Source organism: Rhodovulum sp. BSW8 (genome assembly GCF_003314725.1).
Lineage (GTDB): Bacteria > Pseudomonadota > Alphaproteobacteria > Rhodobacterales > Rhodobacteraceae > Rhodovulum > Rhodovulum visakhapatnamense.
Genome location: NZ_QNVX01000006.1, coordinates 13,942 through 31,712, shown reverse-complemented (window position 1 = coordinate 31,712; position 17,771 = coordinate 13,942). Strand labels below are relative to the sequence as shown.

General features: G+C 68.2%; 17 protein-coding genes. 3 read left to right on the top strand and 14 right to left on the bottom strand.

The window, feature by feature from the left end; translation table 11 throughout:
* Positions 1-6: 6 nt before the first annotated feature.
* The 6 genes from DSD19_RS05240 to DSD19_RS05215 all read right to left on the bottom strand — a co-directional run bounded on the left by DSD19_RS05240 (position 7) and on the right by DSD19_RS05215 (position 5,525).
* Complete coding sequence (locus tag DSD19_RS05240) at positions 7-975, bottom strand: extensin family protein (protein WP_243627714.1); 969 nt, start codon at positions 973-975, stop codon at positions 7-9.
* Positions 975-1,901: a prephenate/arogenate dehydrogenase family protein gene (locus DSD19_RS05235; RefSeq protein ID WP_075786954.1), complete on the bottom strand. Its 927-nt coding sequence runs from the start codon at positions 1,899-1,901 to the stop codon at positions 975-977. The genes DSD19_RS05240 and DSD19_RS05235 overlap by 1 nt, the downstream gene beginning before the upstream one ends.
* Positions 1,898-2,983, bottom strand: a complete 1,086-nt coding sequence (hisC, locus tag DSD19_RS05230; protein WP_075786955.1) for a histidinol-phosphate transaminase — start codon at positions 2,981-2,983, stop codon at positions 1,898-1,900. The genes DSD19_RS05235 and hisC overlap by 4 nt, the downstream gene beginning before the upstream one ends.
* Positions 2,984-3,101: 118 nt before the next feature.
* Positions 3,102-3,638 carry a TIGR00645 family protein gene (locus DSD19_RS05225; protein ID WP_075786956.1) on the bottom strand — a complete coding sequence of 179 codons (537 nt, stop codon included), beginning with the start codon at positions 3,636-3,638 and terminating at the stop codon, positions 3,102-3,104.
* 189 nt (positions 3,639-3,827) lie between these two features.
* Complete coding sequence (rpsD, locus tag DSD19_RS05220; RefSeq protein WP_075786957.1) at positions 3,828-4,448, bottom strand: 30S ribosomal protein S4; 621 nt, start codon at positions 4,446-4,448, stop codon at positions 3,828-3,830.
* Between the two features lie 180 nt (positions 4,449-4,628).
* On the bottom strand, positions 4,629-5,525 hold the full coding sequence (locus DSD19_RS05215; RefSeq protein ID WP_165828051.1) for an NAD(P)-dependent oxidoreductase: 897 nt from the start codon (positions 5,523-5,525) through the stop codon (positions 4,629-4,631).
* A gap of 69 nt (positions 5,526-5,594) precedes the next feature.
* Here DSD19_RS05215 and DSD19_RS05210 point away from each other — a divergent pair, with 69 nt between their 5' ends.
* The 3 genes from DSD19_RS05210 to DSD19_RS05200 are packed head-to-tail and all read left to right on the top strand — an operon-like array spanning position 5,595 to position 10,115.
* Complete coding sequence (locus DSD19_RS05210) at positions 5,595-6,614, top strand: ligase-associated DNA damage response exonuclease (RefSeq protein ID WP_113668875.1); 1,020 nt, start codon at positions 5,595-5,597, stop codon at positions 6,612-6,614.
* Positions 6,611-8,236, top strand: coding sequence for an ATP-dependent DNA ligase (locus DSD19_RS05205; RefSeq protein ID WP_113668798.1), 1,626 nt, complete (start codon positions 6,611-6,613; stop codon positions 8,234-8,236). The genes DSD19_RS05210 and DSD19_RS05205 overlap by 4 nt, the downstream gene beginning before the upstream one ends.
* 55 nt (positions 8,237-8,291) lie before the next feature.
* A complete protein-coding gene (locus DSD19_RS05200) occupies positions 8,292-10,115 on the top strand; it encodes a M3 family oligoendopeptidase (RefSeq protein ID WP_113668797.1) in 1,824 nt (607 codons plus the stop codon).
* A 69-nt stretch (positions 10,116-10,184) separates the two neighbouring features.
* On the opposite strand, the gene DSD19_RS05195 is transcribed toward DSD19_RS05200, so the two are convergent.
* The 8 genes from DSD19_RS05195 to DSD19_RS05160 form a co-directional block, all read right to left on the bottom strand.
* A complete protein-coding gene (locus DSD19_RS05195) occupies positions 10,185-10,487 on the bottom strand; it encodes a DUF4389 domain-containing protein (RefSeq protein WP_081382209.1) in 303 nt (100 codons plus the stop codon).
* A gap of 52 nt (positions 10,488-10,539) precedes the next feature.
* Positions 10,540-10,974, bottom strand: coding sequence for a host attachment protein (locus tag DSD19_RS05190; RefSeq protein ID WP_113668796.1), 435 nt, complete (start codon positions 10,972-10,974; stop codon positions 10,540-10,542).
* A 91-nt stretch (positions 10,975-11,065) separates the two neighbouring features.
* A complete protein-coding gene (locus DSD19_RS05185; protein ID WP_075786962.1) occupies positions 11,066-11,917 on the bottom strand; it encodes an ABC transporter permease in 852 nt (283 codons plus the stop codon).
* A gap of 14 nt (positions 11,918-11,931) precedes the next feature.
* A complete protein-coding gene (locus DSD19_RS05180) occupies positions 11,932-13,608 on the bottom strand; it encodes an ABC transporter permease (protein ID WP_113668795.1) in 1,677 nt (558 codons plus the stop codon).
* The gene (locus DSD19_RS05175) at positions 13,605-13,895 is read right to left on the bottom strand and encodes a DUF1330 domain-containing protein (protein ID WP_113668794.1); all 291 of its coding nucleotides are present in this window, start codon (positions 13,893-13,895) and stop codon (positions 13,605-13,607) included. Before DSD19_RS05175 ends, DSD19_RS05180 begins: the two co-directional genes overlap by 4 nt.
* Positions 13,896-14,020: 125 nt before the next feature.
* A complete protein-coding gene (locus DSD19_RS05170; RefSeq protein ID WP_113668793.1) occupies positions 14,021-15,148 on the bottom strand; it encodes an extracellular solute-binding protein in 1,128 nt (375 codons plus the stop codon).
* Between the two features lie 77 nt (positions 15,149-15,225).
* Positions 15,226-16,320 (bottom strand): ABC transporter ATP-binding protein, encoded by a 1,095-nt coding sequence (locus DSD19_RS05165; protein ID WP_075786966.1) that lies wholly within the window; start codon positions 16,318-16,320, stop codon positions 15,226-15,228.
* A 432-nt stretch (positions 16,321-16,752) separates the two neighbouring features.
* Positions 16,753-17,634, bottom strand: coding sequence for a hypothetical protein (locus tag DSD19_RS05160; RefSeq protein ID WP_113668792.1), 882 nt, complete (start codon positions 17,632-17,634; stop codon positions 16,753-16,755).
* Positions 17,635-17,771 lie beyond the last annotated feature (137 nt).

Genomic DNA, 17,771 nt, shown 5'->3' with positions numbered 1-17,771 from the left:
GCCGCGTCAGCGGCAATAGGACCCGCTGCGGTAGCGCGCCGTGTCGACATGGATGTGATCCTTGTGAAACCCGTCCGACCCGGGGCCAAGAACGGTGCCGAAGGGACCGCAGGCCGCGCGATGGATGCGGCGCAGGATCTTGCCCTGCGCGGCGTCGTTCCAGCCCCGGGCCACCGTCATCGACACGCCGTTGCGCAAGGTCACCGCGCCGATATCGACGGCATGGCCGCGCCCGTGTTCGGACACCTTGGCACCCTTCTGGTTGTTGCGCGGACGGCAGGCGTAATGGGCAAAGACCTTCAGCGAGGCAACGCCCCCGCCCAGACGCCCCACGGCGGGCTTGATGCCGTCGCTGACCCAGACCCGCAGCGCGCGGGCAGTGTCGCAATCGATGGTGGCGGCCTGGCTGAGCGCCACGCCGTCGACCGCCGTCACCCGCACCGGCCGGTCGACCCCGCAGCCCGCGATCCGGCCCGGGATCGGCGCGATCATCTGGCCGGTGATCGCGGGATCGCCGCAGACGACACCGCCGCGCGGGGTCAGGATGGCCGAGGGCTGGGTGCGGATGCCCGCCGCCGACAGCGACGCCACCTGATAGGGCGTTCTCGGACGCGGCTCGGGCCGGGCGGACCGGTCGAGGGTCAGATCGGCCGTGACCTCGCGCACGCGGACGGGCGCCCCGGCGACGGTCGGCCGGGAATGCGGGCGCAGCGCGAGGTCCGGGGCCGGGTCGGGCTCGGCCCCGGCCAGCGGCAGCTCGGCATCGCCCTCGGGGCGCGGCTGCGGGCGCGCCGGGGCAAGGGTCCTGCCCAGGGCGGCCGGCCCCTCTGCCATCGCCACAGTCGCGGCATCGGTCCGGGTGGCAGCCTGGGTGGCGGCCGGGCGCGGCTTCGGGCGCAGCACACTGTCGAGCGTGGCGGCGCTTCCCGTTCCGGCGATCAGAACCAGCGCAAGACCGAGGCCCGCGCGCCGCATCAGGTCCGGGCCTTGGTGCCGCGGCCGAAATCGGGCGCGTCGGTATCCTGGCCGGCCTCGATGATGCCGCGGCGGATGGCGCGCGTCCGGGTGAAATAGTCGAACAGCTCGTCGCCCTGCCCGGTCCGGATCGCCCGTTGCAGCGCGAACAGTTCTTCGGTGAAGCGGCCGAGGATTTCCAGCGTGGCTTCCTTGTTGGTCAGGAACACGTCGCGCCACATGGTCGGGTCCGAAGCCGCGATCCGGGTGAAGTCGCGAAAGCCCGCAGCCGAATACTTGATGACCTCGCTGTCGGTCACCCGGCGCAGGTCGTCGGCGACGCCCACCATGGTATAGGCGATCAGGTGCGGCACATGCGAGGTCACCGCCAGAACCAGATCGTGGTGGTCGGGGTCCATCTCCTCGACATTGGCGCCCATGCCTTCCCAGAGCCGCCGGAGCCGCTCGGTCGCGGCCGGGTCGGTGCCGGGCACCGGCACGATCAGGCTCCAGCGATTGTCGAACAGTTCGGCAAAGCCCGACCGGGGCCCCGAATGCTCGGTCCCGGCCAGCGGGTGGGCAGGAATGAAATGAACGCCCTCGGGCACATGCGGCGCGACCGTCTCGATCACCGCGCGCTTGACAGACCCCACGTCGGTCAAGGTGGCACCGGGTGCCAGATGCGGCGCGATCTCGGCCGCGACCGCGCCCATCGCGCCGACCGGCACGGCCAGCACCACCAGATCGGCACCCTCAGCGGCCTCGGCCGCGGTCTCGACCACGCGGTCGACCAGCCCGATCTCGGCGGCAATGGCGCGGGTTTCGGCCGAGCGGGCTGTGCCGACGATCTCGCCCGCCAGCCCCGCCCGGCGCATCGCCAGCGCCATCGAGCCCGCGATCAGGCCCAGCCCGATCAGCGCGACCCGATCGTAGAGCGGGCTGCTCACCGAGCCCCCTCCTTGAACGCCCGCACGGCATGGGCCACCCGTCGGCAGGCGGCCTCGTCGCCCACGGTGATGCGCAGCGCATGGGGCAGCTTGTAGCCGCCGACCCGGCGCACGATCAGCCCCTGCGACTTGAGATAGGCATCGCAGGCCTCGGCCTCGGCCGCGTCGGCAAAGCGGGGCAGCACGAAATTGGCAAAGGTCGGGTCCGTCGGCACGCCCGCCTCGGTCAGCGCCCCGGCCAGCCAGGCCGCAAGCCGCGTGTTCTCGGCCCGGCAGCGCGCCACGAACGCCTGGTCGCGCACCGCGGCCTCGGCGGTCTCAAGCTGCGCCTGGCCGAGGTTGAAGGGGCTGCGGACCCGGTTCAGCACGCCGATCACCTCGGGCGCGGCATAGGCCCAGCCGACCCGCAGCCCGCCAAGGCCGTAGATCTTCGAGAAGGTCCGGGTCATCACCACGTTATGGTGCCGGTCGACCAGCGCGCGGCCGCCATCGAAGCCCTCGACATATTCGGCATAGGCCGCGTCAAGCACCAGCACCACGCGCTCGGGCAGGTTTTCGGCCAGCCGCCGGGTCTCGGCCTCGGGGATCATGGTGCCGGTCGGGTTGCCCGGATTGGCCAGGAACACGATCCGGGTCCGGTCGGTGACCCCGGCAAGGATCGCGTCGACATCGACGGTGCGCTCGACCTCCTCGACCTCGACAGGCGTCGCCCCCGCGGCCAGTGCCGAAATCCGGTACATGGCAAAGCCGTGCCGGGTATGGATCACCTCGTCGCCGGGACCGGCATAGGCCTGACAGAGAAAGGCGATGATCTCGTCCGACCCGACGCCGCAGATCACCCGCTCGGGATCGAGATCGTGCTCTTCGCCGATGGCGGCGCGCAGCTCGGCATGGTCGGTCGAGGGATAGCGATGCAGGCTGTGCACGCAGCGCGAGAAGGCGGTTTTCGTCTTCTCGGAGGTGCCGAACGGGTTCTCGTTCGACGACAGCTTGACGACATCGCTCATCCCCTCGATTTTCGACTGCCCGCCCTGGTAAAGGGCGATCTCGAGAATTCCGGGTTGGGGGGGGATCCTGGTCATTTTCGTTGTCTCCTTGGCGGGCATCCGTAGCCCACGGCCGGGGCCAAGGCCAGCACGAAAAGACCCCGCCCGGGCGGTTCGGCGGACCGCGTGACCGGCGTGGCCGGGCCGCCCCGGCTCAGTGTTTCCCGGCGCGCGCCGACAGCCAGTCCATCGCCGCCAGCAGCACGCCCGACAGCACGAAGACCATGTGGATCAGCACCAGCCAGAACAGTTCGGTATCGCCATAGATCGCATCGGCCTTGGCCTGCCCGATCTCCATGAAGCGTTTCAGCAGGTGAATCCCGGAAATCGCCACGATCGAGGCGATCAGCTTCATCTTGAGCCCCGAGAAATCGACCGTGCCCATCCAGTCGGGCCGGTCGCTATGGGCGCCGATATCCAGCTTCGAGACGAAATTCTCGTAGCCCGAGAACAGCACGATCAGCAGCAGGTTGGCCGCCAGCGTCAGGTCGATCAGCGTCAGCACCGCCAGGATCGCGGTCTCGCTGGACATGGTCAGCACCTGCGGCGCGTAATAGGCGATCTCGCGCATGAAGACGACGACCAGCATCGCCAGCGACACCACGAGGCCCAGATACATCGGCGCCATCAGCCAGCGCGATGCGAAAAGCCCGCGTTCGAACGCCTGCTCGACGGAAGGTTTTTCGGCCATGATCGGAACTCCCAGGGACCCTCTGCGAGCGGCCCATAGCGCGCCGCCCGGATTCGGGCAAGCGGGCGAACCGGCGCGGCGACAGGGATTCCGCCGGACCGGCGCCCGAGGCCGCAGCGCCCGCAACGCAGAGAGCCCGCCCTGCGCGCGGCAGGACGGGCCCCAGATCTTGCGGGTCGGCGCGGAACCTTAGTTCTGCGCGTAGAATTCGATGACGAGGTGGGGTTCCATCAGCACCGGATAGGGCACGTCGCCAAGACCCGGGATCCGCACGAAGGTAGCGGTCATCTTGGAATGGTCGGCCTCGATATAGTCGGGAACGTCACGCTCGGCCAGCTGGGTCGCTTCGAGCAGCGCGGCCATCTGCTTGGACTTCTCGCGGACCTCGACCACGTCGCCTTCCTTGACCCGGTAGGACGGGATGTTGACGCGCTGGCCGTTCACGGTCACATGGCCGTGGTTCACGAACTGGCGGGCGGCGAAGATGGTCGGCACGAACTTGGCGCGGTAGACCACGGTGTCGAGACGGCGCTCCAGCAGACCGACCAGCAGTTCACCGGTATCGCCGCGCTGACGCTCGGCCTCGGCGAAGATGCGGCGGAACTGTTTCTCGGTCATGTCGCCGTAGTAGCCTTTCAGCTTCTGCTTGGCGCGCAGCTGGATCCCGAAGTCGGACAGCTTGCCCTTGCGGCGCTGGCCGTGCTGGCCGGGGCCGTATTCGCGGCGGTTGACCGGGGACTTGGCACGGCCCCAGATGTTTTCGCCCATGCGGCGGTCGATCTTGTACTTGGCAGACGTGCGTTTGGTCACGGCTGATCTCCTTCAAACGGGCGCCGCCCGAAAGCGGCAATGAAGGGCGTTGTCCTCTGGACCCGTTCCGGCACGGCCCGGACCCTGACAGGCATCCCCTTGCGGGGGCCACCAACACCAATGAAAATCCCGGCCGCGAGGGGCCGGAATGGCGCGCTTATACAGGGGTTCCCCCCACTGTCAAGCGCCGAGCGCCCGGATCGCGGCCTCGGCGGCCATCATCCCCATCCGACGAAAGCTCTGGTCGCCCCGCGCCGCGGCATGGGGCGAGACCAGCGCATTCGGCAATGCGAAAAGCGGGTCGGTGGGTCGCGCCGGTTCGGTCTCGAACACATCGAGCCCGATGCCGCCCAGCCGGGGCGCGGCCGCGACCAGCGCCGCCTCGTCGACGACACCGCCCCGCCCGGTATTGATCAGGATCGCGCCCTCGGGCAGCGCCGCCAGCTCGGCCGCGCCGATCAGCCCGCGCGTGCCCTCGTTCAGCGGCAGATGCAGGCTGAGGATCTGCGCGGCGGGCAGCGCGGCCCGCAGATCGCGCACCACCGGCAGGCCCGCGTCTTCGGCGCTCAGACGCCGGTGCCAGAGCGTGACCTCGATCCCGAAGGCCCGCGCCAGATGCGCGACCCGCTGGCCGATCGGCCCGAAGCCCGCGATCAGCATCCGCCGGCCCGAAAGCTCGACCGGCGCCAGCCGCTCGACGCCCTGAAAGCCCGTCCGCGCGACACGGTCCATCGCCACCGCCTGCCGCGCCAGCGCCAGAAGCAACATCATCGTATGCTCGGCCACCGCATTGGCATTGGCCCCGGGCGTGTTGAAGACCGGAATGCCCCGGCGTTCTGCCTCGGCCACCGGGATATTGTCGGTGCCGACCCCGTGCTTGCAGATCGCCTGCAATGCGGGCGCCCCGGCGATCATCGCAGGGCTCACCACGAAAGTGCGCAGGATCCAGGCCCGCGCGGCGGCCAGCCCGGCCGCGGGGTCGCTGTCCTCCCAGCCGCAAGACACACTCAGCCCCGCCGCCGCCAGCAGCGCCAGCGCGTCGGGATGGATCGGTTCGGTCACATGCACATCGGCCATGGAGGCGCTATGCGCCGCCGCCGCACCGAATGCAATCGCCCCGGCCCCGGGCCGCGCTATAGTCGGGCCATGAGCGTTCTGAGCGTCACCGAGCACGGGCTTTATTGCGCCGCAGGCGATTTTTACATCGACCCCTGGGCGCCGGTCGACCGGGCGCTGATCACCCATGGCCATGCCGACCATGCCCGCCCCGGCCACCGCCGCTATCTGGCAACCGACACCGCCGCCCCGGTCATGCGCCACCGGCTGGGCGCCATCGCGCTCGACACGATCCGCTACGCCGAGACGCGCCGGATCGGCGCGGCGTCGGTCTCGTTCCACCCGGCGGGCCATGTGCCCGGCTCGGCCCAGATCCGGGTCGAGTGCAACGGCGAGGTCTGGGTCGTCTCGGGCGATTACAAGCCCGAGCCCGACGGGCTGTCCGAACCGTTCGAGCCGGTGCCCTGCCACACCTTCATCAGCGAATGCACCTTCGGGCTGCCGGTCTTCCGCTGGCGCCCGCAAGCGCAGGTGATGGCCGAAATCCGCGACTGGTGGGCGGAAAACGCAGCTCAGGGCCGGGCCAGCCTTCTGGGCGCCTATGCGCTTGGCAAGGCACAGCGGCTGCTGGTCGGGCTTGGCGACGGCGCAGGGGACGGCGCAGGGCCGGGCCCGATCCTGACCCATGGCGCCATCGAGGCCACCTGCCGGGTGATGCGCGCGCAAGGCATCGCCCTGCCCGACACGGTGCCGGTCACGCCCGAAACCGACCCGCGCGCCCATCCCGGCGCGCTGGTGCTGGCCCCGCCCTCGGCCCTTGGCAGCGCCTGGGCGCGGCGCTTCGGGCAGGCCTCGACCGGCCTCGCCTCGGGCTGGATGGCGCTGCGCGGTGTGCGCAGGCGGCGCGCGGCCGACCGCGGCTTCGTGCTGTCCGATCATGCCGACTGGGACGGGCTCAACGCCGCGATCCGCGCGACGGGGGCCGAGCGGGTTCTGGTGACCCATGGCTATACCGGCCCGTTCCGGCGCTGGCTGGCCGAACAGGGCTATGATGCGGGCATCGTCGCCACCGCCTGGGAGGGCGAAACGACCGAAGGCGACGCGGAATGAACCGCTTCGCCGCCCTCTATACAGCGCTCGACCGGACCACCCGCACCACCGCCAAGGTCGAGGCGCTCGCCGCCTATCTGGCCGAGGCGCCCGAGCCCGACCGGCTCTGGACCGTGGCGCTTCTGTCGGGGCGGCGGCCGCGCCGGGCGGTGACGGCTGCGCGGCTGCGGGAATGGGCGGCCGAACGGGCGGGGCTGCCGCTTTGGCTGTTCGAGCACTGCTACCCGGTGGTGGGCGATCTGGCCGAGACCATCGCGCTGGTCCTGCCGCCGCCCGGGCAGGACAGCGACCTCAGCCTGTCGGCCCGGATGGCCGACATCCTTGCCATGGCCGCGATGGACGAGCCCGCCCGCAAGACCGCGATCCTTGACGCCTGGGACAGCCTCGGCGGGACCGAACGGTTCCTCTACACCAAACTGCTGACCGGCGGGTTCCGCGTCGGCGTCAGCCAGACCCTGATGACCCGCGCGCTGGCCCGTGCCACCGGGCAGGACGAGGCCGAGCTGGCGCACCGCCTGATGGGCGACTGGACCCCCGCGACGACCAGCTGGCGGGCGCTGATCGAGGCGCCCGACCCGGCCGCGGCGCTCTCGCGCCCCTATCCGTTCTACCTGGCCTATCAGATCGAGGGCCCGCCCGAGGCCTTGGGCGCGCCCCCCGACTGGATCGCCGAATACAAGTGGGACGGCATCCGCGGCCAGCTGATCGCACGCGGCGGGACGCATTTCCTGTGGTCGCGCGGCGAGGACCTGATCACGGACCGCTTTCCCGAACTGGCCGTCGCCCGGGATTTCCTGCCCGCAGGCACCGTGCTCGACGGCGAGATCCTGGCCTGGAAAGACGGCCGCCCCCTGCCCTTCGCCGTGCTCCAGACCCGGATCGGGCGGAAGACCGTGTCGAAACGGCTGCTGGCCGAGACCCCGGCCGCGTTTCTTGCCTATGACCTGCTGGAAGACGGCGGCACCGATATCCGCGCCTGCCCGCTGGCCGAACGCCGCGCCCGGCTGGAACAGATCATCGCAGGGGTGCCGCCCGGCGGGCCGCTGCGCCTGTCGCCGGTCCTGCCCTTCGACGACTGGCAGGATCTGGCCCGGACCCGGGGCGCGGCGCGCATGGCCGAGGCCGAAGGCGTGATGCTGAAACGCGCGGACGCGCCCTATCTGGCCGGGCGCAGGAAAGGCGACTGGTGGAAATGGAAGCTCGATCCACTGACCGTCGATGCGGTGATGATCTATGCCCAGGCGGGGCACGGGCGGCGCGCGACGCTTTACACCGATTTCACCTTCGCGGTCTGGGACGGCGCTGCGCTGGTGCCGGTGACCAAGGCCTATTCCGGGCTGACCGATGCCGAATTCCGCGACATCACCGCCTGGGTGCGCAGGAATACCCTGCAACGCTTCGGCCCGGTGCGACAGGTCGCGCCCGAACTGGTCTTCGAGATCGCCTTCGAGGGCATCCGGGCCAGCCCCCGGCACAAATCCGGCCTTGCCCTGCGCTTTCCCCGGATGGCGCGCTGGCGGCGCGACAAGCCCGCCGCCGAGGCCAATACCCTGGACGATCTGAAGGCCCTGCTGGAGGCGCCGGACCCGGACGCAGGCCCTGAAGGACAGCCCGGCGCTTGAACCGCCGCCCCCCGGCACTCTATCTCTGGGTCGAGACAACAAATGAGGATCGCCCATGCGCATCGCCCCGCCCGCCCCCGTCTTCGACGCCAATGCCAGCGCCGGCGGCGCTCTGGGCGACCTGCCGGAATGGGATCTGTCCGATCTCTACGCGGCCCCCGACGCCCCTGAAATCGCCCGGGACATGGACTGGCTCGAACAGGAATGCACGGCCTTCGCGGCCGATTACGAGGGCAAGCTGGCCGGGCTCGACGCCGCCGGGATGCTGGCTTGCGTCGAACGCTACGAGGCCATCGACCGCGTGGCCGGGCGGATCATGTCCTTTGCGGGGCTGCGCTATTATCAGAACACCATGGATGCGGGCCGCGCCAAGTTCCTGTCGGATTGCCAGGACCGCATCACCGCGGCGACCACGCCGCTGGTGTTCTTCTCGCTCGAATTCAACCGGATCGGCGACAGTGCCTATGAGGCCGTGATCACGGCCGACCCGGCCCTTGCGCGCTACAAGCCCGTCTTCGACCGGATGCGGGCGATGCGGCCCTATCAGCTGTCGGACGAGCTGGAAAAATTCCTGCACGACCAGTCGGTGGTGGGCGCGAGCGCCTGGAACAAGCTGTTCGACGAAACCGTCGCCGGGCTTGGCTTCGAAGTCGGCGACGAGGCGCTGGGGATCGAGGGCACGCTGAACCTGCTGACCGATCCCGACCGCGACAGGCGCGAGGCGGCCGCGCGCGCGCTGGCCGAGGTTTTCGGCGCCAATATCAAGCTCTTTGCCCGGGTCCATAACACGCTCGCCAAGGAAAAGGAGATCGAGGACCGCTGGCGCAAGATGCCGACGCCGCAGACCGGGCGGCATCTGTCGAACCATGTCGAACCCGAGGTCGTCGAGGCGCTGCGCAATGCCGTGGTCGCGGCCTATCCCAAGCTCTCGCACCGCTATTACGCGCTGAAGGCGAAATGGCTGGGGCTCGACAAGCTGCAGGTCTGGGACCGCAACGCGCCGCTGCCCATCGAGGAGCCGAAGACGGTCGGCTGGAACGCTGCCAAGACCACCGTGATGGAGGCCTATGCAGAATTCTCGCCGAAGATGGCCGAGATCGCCGAACCCTTCTTCGACCGGGGCTGGATCGACGCGGGCGTCAAACCCGGCAAGGCGCCGGGGGCCTTCGCCCATCCCACCGTGACCGACGTCCACCCCTATGTGATGCTGAACTATCTGGGCAAGCCGCGCGACGTGATGACGCTCGCCCATGAGCTGGGGCACGGCGTCCATCAGGTGCTGGCCGCCGGTCAGGGCGAATTGCTGGCCTCGACGCCCCTGACGCTGGCCGAGACGGCCTCCGTGTTCGGCGAGATGCTGACCTTCCGCAAGCTGCTGGCGGGCGCCACGACGCAGGCCCAGAAAAAGACCCTGCTGGCGGGCAAGGTCGAGGACATGATCAACACGGTCGTGCGGCAGATCGCCTTCTACGATTTCGAATGCAAGCTGCACGCGGCCCGGCGCGGCGGCGAACTGACACCCGAGGACATCAACGAGATCTGGATGAGCGTTCAGGGCGAAAGCCTCGGGCCCGTCTTCGAGTTCATGCCGGGCTACGAGACCTTCTGGGCCTATGTCCCGCATTTCGTCCATTCGCCCTTCTACGTCTATGCCTATGCCTTCGGCGACGGGCTGGTGAATGCGCTTTACGCGGTCTACGAGGAAAGCGGTCCGGGCTTCCAGGACAAGTATTTCGACATGCTGAAGGCGGGCGGGTCCAAGCACCACAAGGATCTGCTGGCCCCCTTCGGGCTCGACGCCTCGGACCCGGCCTTCTGGGACAAGGGCCTGTCGATGATCTCGGGCTTCATCGACGAACTGGAGGCGATGGAGGACTGAGCCCCCGCCGCACTGCCGGGCGGCGCAGGCTCTGCGCCACCCGGTCCGATTGCGCCCGGGATCGGCCGATTATCTCCAGTCGGTCCAGGGGAAAGGCTTGGCTTCGCTCGCCACCGTCAGGTAGCGCGCGGCAATCGCCATCCAGTTGGCCAGCTTGTCGCCGAATTCGGCGATCCGCTCGTTCTCTTCCTTGGCGAAGAGAAGCCAGCCGAATTGCAGCACGGCCGCGATGATCAGCACCGTGTGCGCGGCGTAGAAGAGGGCCAGCATGACAAGCATCCAGCCCCCCCGGATCAGCGCGGGACGGTAGCCCTTGCCCTGGGCGCCCGATGCCCGCGCGCCGTCGTTGAGCGTCGAGTTGGTATCGGTCATTGGTCCAGCCTCCGCTGCGACCGCATTCCCGGGCTACCCCACGCAGCCCGTCTCAGAACACGATCACCTCTTCGAAATGGCGAGGCAGGTCCGTCGCTGCAACCCCCACGATGTCCTTGTTCAGATCGACGGCAAGCGCGCGCTCAAGCGGGCCTTCGATGCGGTTGCGCAATTCGCCCAGCATCTGCGGCGGCGCGGTCATCACGAAGCGGTCGTAGTCGCCCCGCGCCCAGGCCTCGGCCGCGACCGACAGAACATGCATCGCAAAGCTCTCGCGGCTCAGCTGTCGCGCGCTGGTCGCTGGCTCCAGCGCATGGCGCCCGGCGGCCGGCCCGCCCTGATCGCGGCCGCGCCCGTCGGCATATTCGATTTCGCGCGCCTTCTGGAAATGGCTGACCTCCCTCAGACCCTTGCCGGGACCCAGATTGACCAGCAGTCGGGCCTCGCGCTCGTTGGCGACGAGTACCAGTGTCTTGAACGGTTTCATGGCCTCCCCTCCCTTGCCGTAGACATCTCTTCAACAAGACAGGCGCGGCGGTTGTTCCGTCAAGCGGAGAACGGGGCCCTGCCCCGCCCGCTTAGCCCGGGCTCATGCCGCGCATCTTTTCGGACCGGCGCCGCAGGATCTCGACCGCCGTCAGCAGCCCGATCGAGATCACCACGAGGATCGTCGCGACCGCCAGAATGGTCGGGCTGATCTGTTCGCGCAGCCCCGTGAACATCTGCCAGGGCAGCGTCTGCTGGTTGGCCGAGCCGACGAACAGCACCACCACCACCTCGTCGAAGGAGGTGATGAAGGCGAAAAGCCCGCCCGAGACGACGCCCGGCAGGATCAGCGGCATCTGCACCTTGAAGAAGGTCGTGACAGGGTTCGCGCCAAGGCTGGCCGACGCGCGCGTCAGCGACTTGTCGAACCCCACCAGCGTCGCCGTCACGGTGATGATGACGAAGGGAATGCCCAGCGCCGCATGGGCCAGCACCACGCCGACATAGGTGCCCTGCAGCCCGATCCGGGAATAGAAGAAATACATCCCCGCCGCCGAGATGATCAGCGGCACGATCATCGGCGAGATCAGGATCGCCATGATCGCCCGGCGGAACGGCACATGTTCCTGGCTGAGCCCCACCGCCGCGAGCGTACCGAGCCCGACCGCCAGAAGCGTGGCGGCGGGCGCGATCTTGACCGAGTTCCACAGCGCATGCTGCCAGGAATTGCTGGTGAAGAACTCCTGATAATGCTTCAGCGAATAGCCCTCGGGGTCGAGCGCCAGCATCTTCGGCGTGAAGGTGAAGAAATTCTCGGCGTTGAAGCTGAGCGGGATGATGACGAGGATCGGCGCGATCAGGAAGAAGAAGATCAGCCCGCAGATCACGTAGAAGGCATAATGCCAGATCCGCTGACCGGCCGTGGCATAGGGGGGAAGGTCCATCTGTGACATGCGCGTTACCCCAGGCTCACATTGTCGATGCCCACGAGCTTGTCATAGGCCCAGTAAAGGATCAGCACGACCGCCAGCAGGATCGAGCCCAGCGCGGCCGCCAGCCCCCAGTTGAGCGAGCTGGAGATATGATAGGCGATCCGGTTCGAGATGAAGGTGCCGTTGGTCCCGCCGACCAGTTCGGGCGTGATGTAATAGCCGATAGCCAGGATGAAGACGAGGATGCAGCCCGCGCCGATCCCCGGCACCGATTGCGGGAAGTAGACCCGCCAGAAGGCCGTCCAGTTGGTGGCGCCAAGGCTTTTCGCGGCCCGCACGTAAGTGGGCGGAATGGTCTTCATCACCGAATAAAGCGGCAGGATCATGAAGGGCAGCAGGATATGGGTCATCGCGATGATGGTGCCCGTCTGGTTGTTGATCAGGATCAGCCGCCCGCTGTTCGACACGATCCCCAGCCAGACGAGGACGTCGTTGATCACCCCCTGTTGCTGCAAGAGCACCTTCCAGGCCGAGGTCCGCACCAGAAGCGAGGTCCAGAACGGCAAGAGCACCAGGATCATCAACAGGTTCGAGGTCCGGAGCGGCAGGTTCGACAGCAGATAGGCGATCGGATAGCCCAGAAGCACGCAGGACCCCATGATCATCAGGCTCATGAACAGCGTCCGCTCGAACAGCATGATGTAGATCTGCCGGTCCTCGGGCTGGGCCGCGACCCCGTCGGGGGTCAGTTGCAGATCGACCGCATTCAGGAAATAGCCGGGCGTGTAGGCGGGAGAGAAGGCCTTGATCGTGCCCCAGACACCGGGATCGGCCCAATCCTTGTCGGCTTTCAGATACAGCCCGGACAGATCGACCGGCGCGAAATCCTCGACCGCGTCATGGGCGGCATCCAGCATCGCCTCGGCCTCGGGGCCGAGCTGGGCGATGGCGCCCGGCCCGACATGAAGAAGGTCCCGGTAAAGCGCCAGATAGACCGGCGCCCAGGGTTCTTCGGCCGCCGGGTCGTCGCCGTCCTCGACCTGCACGATGCGGGCGAATTCGGCATAGGCGCTGGCGGTCTCGGGCAGGATGTCCTCGACCCCGTCGCGCAGCCGGAACAGCGGCTGGGCCTGCGCGAAATCGCGCCGCGCGGCCTTGGCGGCATCGCCCGCCGCGGTCCAGGCCCGGTATTCGGCGACCCAGTCCGGATCAGCCATCAGCGCGATCCAGGTGGCGGGCTCTTCCCAGGCGGGATCGACCGCGGCGAACTGGTCGCGATAGGTCTCGCCGAAATCGTCGACCCGGCGGCCGGTCTTGCGGAACAGGGACGAGATCCCGGAATACTCGTAGTTCAGCCGCGAGCCGAGGCGGGTATGCTGCTTGCGCTCGTCCGCGGCGACCAGATCGTAGGTGAAGGCTGCCAGAACCTTGTCGGAGGGCATCCCGCCCAGATCCGGGTCGTAATCCTGGATCGCACGGGCGGTCCGCGGCAGGGTGTCGGCGACGATCTCGTTCTCGACCGACCGGAACAGCATGTCGGCGATGGGCGCGATGAAGGTCACCAGGATGAAGATCAGCAGCGGCGCGATCAGCATCAGCGCGCGCAGCTTCTGCGCCCGGAGCGCGCGGCGCAGGCTGCGCTTGAGCGGCAGGCCGTCGGCGGCCAGGACCGGGCCGGTGGGGTCGGTGGCGGTCTCGGTCATGCCACGCCCTCGACCAGAACGATGTCGCTGAACGCGGTGGCGTGGCGGATGCGCGCGACCTCCTGGTATTCGGGCGAATGGAAGGCGCGCTTCGCGGTCTCGAAATCGGGGAACTCGATCACCACATGGCGGTCCTTCATCGGCCCTTCGGGCGCTTCCGAGGCGCCGCCCCGGACGATGAACCGTCCGCCGAAGCTTTCAAGAATGGGCGTGTCGCGGTCGACATACTCGCGGTAGGCCTCCGGATCGGTCACGGTGATATGGGCGATGATATACCCCTTGGGCATCTCGCGCGTCCCCCTGGTCTTGTGCCTGGAGCCCGGGCGTGCACGCGTCAGGCAAACGCGCGCGCCCCGGCCGGAATGTCGGGGCAGCGCGCCGCCCGCAGGGGCGCGCTGCCCGACGGGCGGGTTTACCTGGCGAGCCAGGCCTGGAACTTGGCCTCGACGTCATCCTGGTTGTCGGCCCACCATTCGATGTTGTTCACCAGATAGTTCTTCTGGTTCTCGGGGTTGGTGGGCATGAACGGCGCCATCTCGATGCCAAGCTCGGCATGGGTCGACACCAGCGGCTGCGACGAGGCGCGCGACGGGCCGTAAGAGATATACTTGGCCTGATCGGCCAGGCGCTGGGTGTCGGTCGCGAAATGCAGGAAGTGCATCACCCGGTTCAGCCGGTCTTCGGGCAGGTCGGCGGGGATGATCCAGCCGTCATAGTCGAAGACCTGCCAGTCCCAGAGCATCTTCACCGGCTGTTTCTGCTCGACGATCAGGCTGAACAGACGGCCGTTATAGGTCGAGCCGATGACCACCTCGCCATCGGCCAGGCGCTGGGGCGTCTCGGCGCCCGCCGACCACCAGATCACGTCGTCCTTGATGGTGTCGAGCTTGGCCAGCGCGCGGTCCACGCCCTCGGGCGTGTCGAGCACGTCGTAAAGCTCGTCCTTGGTCACGCCGTCGCACAGCAGCGCCCATTCGAGGTTCTTCTTCGGACGCTTCTCGAGGCTGCGCTTGCCCGGGAAGGTCTCGGTATCGAACAGCGCGCAGAGATTCTCGGGCTCCTTGCCGTTCCAGGCCGCGACATCGGTGCGGTAACCGAATGTGGTCGAGAACACGATCTGCGGCACGAAGCAATCGTTGATGACGCTGTCGCCGAAATCCTCGGACGCCGGGGTGCCGTCGGCCCCGGGCGCCAGCATCTCGTCGAGATCCACCTCCATCGCCAGACCCTCGTCGCAAAGACGCTGGCTGTCCGGGCCCTCGACATCGACCAGATCCCAGGTGACGTTGCCCGCCTCGTTCATGGCGCGCAGCTTGGCCACCGCCTCGTTCGAGCTTTCGTCCCAGGTGAAGCCCGTGCCGGTCATCTCGGCATAGGGCTCGGAATAGGCTTTCTGCTGACTGGTCTGGTAGGCCCCTCCCCAGGACACGACCGTCAAGCTGTCGGCGCAGCCCTCGCAGGGCGGCAGGTCCTCGGCAAGGGCAAATCCGGCGGGCAGCGCCGCCAGCGCGGTTGCGGAAAGAAGATGTCTGATCGTCATTGCGATCTCCCTGCTGACTTGGCCCGGTTCAGTGTTGCTCCGGCCACCGCCCCCGGGCAAGGCGGGCCCGGAAACCGTCAGGGCGCGTCCAGCGCGCGGCAGTCCTCCGGCAACCAGCCGATCTCGATATGCTCGCCGGGTCTCAGCCGGCGCTGATCCGGGGCGTTCCGGGTCTTGATGACGAAATCGTCGTTTCCCGCGACCCGCAGCCGGGTCCGGTAGATGTCGCCCATATAGATGAATTCCAGCACCTCGGCATGAATCAGATGCGCCCCGGGCGTGAGCCGCTTGGGGTCGATCTCGACCCGCTCGGGCCGGATCGAGACCAGCGTCCGTTCGCCGGGACGCGAGACATTGACCGGCATGGCGTCGATGACCTCGCCATCGTCCAGTTCGACCAGCGCGGTACCGTCGATCTCCTTGACGCGCCCAAGCAGCGTGTTGTTCTCGCCGATGAACTGGGCGACGAAACTGTTCACGGGTTTCTCGTAAAGCTCGTCGGGCCGGGCCAGTTGCTGGATACGCCCGTCGTTGAACACCGCGACCCGGTCCGACATGGTCAGCGCCTCGGTCTGGTCATGGGTCACATAGACCGTGGTGATCCCCAGATTGTGGGCCAGCCGGGTGATCTCGAACTGCATATGCTCGCGCAGCTGCTTGTCGAGCGCGCCCAGCGGTTCGTCCATCAGGACCAGCTCGGGCTCGAAGACCAGCGCGCGGGCCAGCGCGATCCGCTGCTGCTGGCCGCCCGAAAGCTGCGCCGGTCGGCGGCCGCCAAACGCGCCCATCTGCACCATTTCCAGCGCGCGCTGCACCTTCGCCTCGCGGTCAGATCGGCCGATCTTGCGCACCTCCAGCGGAAAGGCCAGGTTTTCGGCCACCGTCATGTGCGGGAACAGGGCGTAGTTCTGGAACACCATGCCGATCCCGCGCTTGTGCGGCGGAATGTTGTTGATCGGCTTGCCGTCCAGAAGGATGTCGCCATGGGTCGCGGTCTCGAACCCGGCCAGCATCATCAGACAGGTGGTCTTGCCCGACCCCGAGGGTCCGAGCATCGTCAGGAACTCGCCCTTGCCGATGGAGAGATTGAGGTCTTTGACGACGAGGGTTTCCCCGTCATAGCTCTTCTGCACGCGGTCGAAGACCACGAAACCGTCGCTTGTTCCGGTCAACCGGTATCCCCTGTCGTTCTGGCGCCCCCTTTTTGGGGCCGCTCTTCTTGTCGGCTCTGCGTCCGTTGCCCAAAAAGGTATCATCTGAACCCGTAAGTGCAACGCAGAACTTGAAGGCTGCGTGAAACGATCCGGCCCGTCCCTATCCCGACCGCGTTCGCAGGCCCCCGGCCAAGGCCAACGGGCCCCTTTCTCTTAGCGGAGCCCCGCGAGCCCGCCATCCCCGCCCGGACGCCCGGCGGCGGGTACGCTGACATCTGCCGCATCCTTGGGCAGATGTGGCCGCCGCTGCCCGGCAGCCGGGCAGACGATGCGCCTCTGAGAGACCCCGCCCCGGCCACGGCCGCCCCCCGCGCGCTGGCCGATCCGTTGGCCTGCGCCCCCGCGCTCCGGCCCGCCGGATCATACCCGCGGGCAGCATCCCAACCGCCCCTACTCCTTCGACAAAAGCGTCACGCCGTCGGGATCGACCCGGAAGGTCAGCCTGCAGGCCCCCGAGGCCCCGACGCGTCCGCAGGCACTGCCATGCACATCGACGCGCAGCACCCCCGGGCTCGGCACCTCGAATCCGTACATCGTATCGCCGTAGATCGGACGATAGCCCCCGCCCGCAACACCCAGGTAGATCTGCTGCGAACAGCCGCCCGAGCCGCAATACAACGAGCTCGCGCTCGAACACCGGACCGCCCCGAAATCGACGGCAAGATCCATGGGCGCGACGCCGTCGATATCGACCGGCCGGGCCATCGGCTGCTCTGGCGTGACGGTGCCGCCGATCTCGGCGCAATCCCGCTGCACCTGCGCCAGCGCGTCCCCGGCGGGGTCGGCCACGGGCGCGGGCAGCGGCATCGGGCAGACCGACAGCGCATGGTCGATGGCGCGGGACGACCCCCGCAGCGAGCCCTGAAGCGTCAGTCCCGCAGCGCCGCCCTCGAAGTCCAGCGCGAAGCGGCTGCCCCGGCGCAGCGGTTCCGCGATGGCCTCGATGCTCTGCCGGGTCGCGCCCGCGAAGAAGAGATCGTCATGGCCCTCCTGTCGCTGGAACGCGGCAACGGAGATGACGCGCCCGTCGACAGTCAGCATCGCATCGGTCAGCCCGGACCGCGTGAGCGTGCGGGAGACGACATAAAGATCGATCGGCTGCCCGGCGCGGCATCCCAAAAGGATGCAGGAGCTTTCGCCCCAGGGGTGATCCTCGCAGACCACGGCACCGTCGAACTCGCCGCCGGTGCCGGTCAGCGGCATCCACATCTGGGCCTGGACCGAGGCCGCGCGCAGCAGGCCTGCCGCCAGAAGGATCGCAAACCGTCTCATGCCGCCCGGCCTCCCTGCGCCGAAAAAGCCTAGGGGACGGGGTCCGGCGGATCAAGTCCGCGGACGCACCACGATGCCACGGCAGCGAACGGGCGGATCGCGCGTCCGACGGCAGGGCGGCAGTCCCGGGCAGATCC